This is a genomic window from Pararhizobium sp. (genome assembly GCF_035497515.1).
In the GTDB taxonomy this organism is placed as follows: domain Bacteria; phylum Pseudomonadota; class Alphaproteobacteria; order Rhizobiales; family Rhizobiaceae; genus Pararhizobium.
Genome location: NZ_DATJDJ010000228.1, coordinates 1 through 3,131, shown reverse-complemented (window position 1 = coordinate 3,131; position 3,131 = coordinate 1). Strand labels below are relative to the sequence as shown.

At 59.7% G+C, this 3,131-nt stretch carries 2 protein-coding genes and 1 pseudogene; 2 read left to right on the top strand and 1 reads right to left on the bottom strand.

Going from position 1 to position 3,131, the window contains the following annotated elements; all coding sequences use genetic code 11:
• Together VL202_RS24055 and VL202_RS24050 are read left to right on the top strand one after the other, a co-directional pair.
• A partial coding sequence (locus VL202_RS24055; protein ID WP_325466580.1) for a thiamine pyrophosphate-binding protein occupies positions 1 to 1,129 on the top strand: 1,129 nt, incomplete at its 5' end.
• A gap of 215 nt (positions 1,130 to 1,344) precedes the next feature.
• Positions 1,345 to 1,776 (top strand): annotated as a pseudogene (locus VL202_RS24050) (transposase); the annotation flags it as partial.
• 62 nt (positions 1,777 to 1,838) lie between these two features.
• On the opposite strand, the gene VL202_RS24045 reads toward VL202_RS24050, so the two are convergent.
• Positions 1,839 to 2,938 (bottom strand): IS3 family transposase gene (locus VL202_RS24045; protein WP_414692941.1). Its coding sequence is split into 2 segments (ribosomal slippage): positions 1,839 to 2,686 and positions 2,686 to 2,938, totalling 1,101 coding nucleotides; the frame shifts between segments, so codons are not numbered across the junction.
• Positions 2,939 to 3,131 lie beyond the last annotated feature (193 nt).

Here is a 3,131-nt window from a genome sequence, read left to right as displayed (position 1 = left end):
GACCGACGGCCCACCGCCGAAGGAGCCTCAACCGGCACTTCCAGCAATCGACGATGGGCAGTTCCGTAAGTTTGAATCTGCCTTGGATCGAGCCCAGCGGCCTGCAATTCTCATCGGTCGGGGTGCGGTGCTGGCTGGCGCGGTGCCGTCGCTCCTCAAGCTGGCCGAGCGGCGGAATGCGGTCGTCACCACCTCGCTTCTGGCTGCCGGCGCCGCGGAAGGCAACGCGCGCAACCTTGGTATATGTGGCGGCTTCGGCTCTGCACGGACCAACGAGATTTTGAAACGCGCCGACGTGGTCGCCGTGTTCGGCGCAGGCCTGAACATGTGGACAACGCGGGGCGGCATGGCGTTCCCGCAGGCGCAGCTGCTTCACTGCGACTGGTACGCCGCGGCCTTCGAGCGGTCGCTGGTGAAGTCCGACATTCCCCTCGTGGCAGACGCGAAGACTGCCGCTGATCGCCTGCTTGCAAGTCTGCCGGAAGTCGAAGACCGTGAGGTCTGGTGGAATGTCGGCATCAGCGACAGCAAGTCCGAGGAGCTTCCGGCGACCGACCGGCTGCATCCTGTCGCAGTAAATCGTCGCCTGGACCAGATCCTGCCGTTGAATCGCACCGTCACCACAGATGGCGGGCATTTCTTCGAGTTCCCGATCCGTGCGCTGAAGATCCAGGACCAGCGCGGCTTTCTCTTCACGCCCAGCTTCGGCTGCATCGGGCTCGGGCTCTCGTCGGCGATCGGCGCGGCTGTCGCCCGGCCTGACCGCGTCTCGGTAGCGGTCTGCGGCGACGGTGGCCTCATGATGGCCCTGCCGGAATTCGAAACGGCGGTGCGCGCCAGGCTGCCCATGGTCGTCATCGTCATGAATGACCAGGCCTATGGCGCCGAGATCAAGCATCTTGAGCATCGCGGCTGGAACCTCGACTATGCGCGCTTCGAAAACCCCGACCTGTCCGCGGTTGCACGGGCTCTCGGGGGGGACGGCATTGAAGTCAGGACTCTTCAGGATCTCGATCTGGTCGAAGCCGCGATTGCTACCCTCAAGCGGCCTTTGCTCATCGACATCCACATCGACGGCTCGGTCACCGGCAAGTGGGTCGGGCTTTCGCGCGGAGAGATTGAGGATTGATCGCCGGTTGCCGCGGCGAATGCAGAGCGTCTCGAACGGGTGAACCGAGATTGACGGCATGTCGAAGGCGCGGTGAATCTTGGTGGGGTATGTGTTTCATTTTGCGGGGCCTGGCTACACAGAGACTTGCAAATTCGCGCGCCTTGAGAGTGGTCTGCCCCCTGAAAAGTGATCCTTCTTGAAGTATGGCTTATGAGCCGAAGAAGGACATTGAAATGGCAGCGAAAAGACACAAGGCAGAAGAGATCGTCATGAAGCTTCGTCAAGTTGACGTGCTGAATGCGCATGGCAAATCGACGGCGGAGGCGATCCGGTCGATAGGCGTAACGGAAGTTACATATTATCGTTGGCGGGCAGAATACGGCGGCCTGAAGGGCGATCAGGTGAAACGCCTGAAGGAATTGGAGACCGAGAACGCTCGCCTCCGCCGGGCAATTTCTGATCTGACTTTGGACAATGATCCTGGCGGAGGCTGCCAGGGGAAACTTCCAAGCCCCGCCCGCCGCCGTGCGTGTGTGGATCATGTCACCGCAGAACTGGGCGTGTCCGAACGACGGGCCTGCCGGGTTCTCGGCCAGCATCGTTCTACGCAGCGCAAAATCGCAGATGACGAAGCGGCATTGACCGCCGACATCACGGCACTCGCTCTCTGACCTGAGCCCCATCTTCCCTCCAGTTTTCAGGAGAGTCTCGGGTTTTCAATGTGACTTTAGGCGGCCAGTTTTTCCATAGCCATTTTCATTGCGAATTCACTGGGTGTGATGTTGCCCAGTGAAGAGTGTGGTCTGTTTCGATTGTAGTCCTCCTTCCATGCTGTGATTTCCGTCCTGGCCTGGGTCAGTGACGAGAACAGTGTTTCATTGAGGCATTCATCACGGAAGCTGCCGTTGAAGCTTTCTACGAAGGCGTTCTGCATCGGCTTGCCCGGCGCGATGTAATGCCATTCGACGTGAGTGCTTTGGCACCATTCGAGAATGGCCATGCTCGTCATCTCCGTGCCATTGTCGGAGACAATCGTTCGCGGCTTCCCTCGTCGGGCGATGACGGCGTCGAGTTCGCGTGCAAGCCGCCGACCGGAGAGCGAGGTGTCGGCGACCAGCGCCAGGCATTCGCGGGTGAAGTCGTCAACAACGGCAAGGACGCGAAAGCGACGACCATCCGTGAATGCGTCGCTGACGAAATCGAGGCTCCAGCGCTCGTTGGGTCGCGACGGTAGTGCCAAAGGTCGCCGCGTTCCCAAAGCCCGCTTGCGACCGCCGCGTTTGCGCACGGTCAGCTTTTCTTCCCGATAGAGCCGTCTGAGCTTCTTCAGGTTCATGACAATGCCCTGCCGATCCAGCATGACGTGAATGCGTCGATACCCGAAACGGCGACGTTCGGATGCCACCAACTTCATCGCCTCACGGATATCAGCGTCATCCGGTCGGATGCTGCGGTATCGCACACTCGACCGATCAATGGACAAAACCTCGCACGCCCGACGCTGGCTCACCCCATGCTGCTCGCAGACATGAGCCACAGCATCCCGCTTCACATCGGGCGTCATCATTTTTTTGAAGCAACGTCCTTCAAAATGGCGTTGTCCAGCATGGTCTCGGCCAGCAGCTTCTTCAGCTTGGCGTTCTCGTCTTCCAAAGCCTTCAGCTTGCGAGCATCGGAAACCTCCATACCGCCAAACTTGGCCTTGTATTTGTAGAAGGTCGCTTCGGATATTCCGTGCTTGCGGCAAACATCGGCCGTCCTCAGGCCGCTCTCCTGCTCTTTCAATATCCCGATGATCTGCTCGTCCGTGAACCGTGAATGCTTCATCCTGTCCGTCTCCTCAGTGTGACGGACTCTACAAAAATTTGGAGGAAGTTCAGGGGCTCAGGTCATCCGGCCGAAGCCGATGCAAATCCTGACGGGTTTGCGGAACGCTTCGGTGACGCGCTCGAGAAGGCGACCGGTGGCATGATGACGGTGAGCCGCGAAACGCCAAAGGTCCGTAAGCAGCTTGCGACGG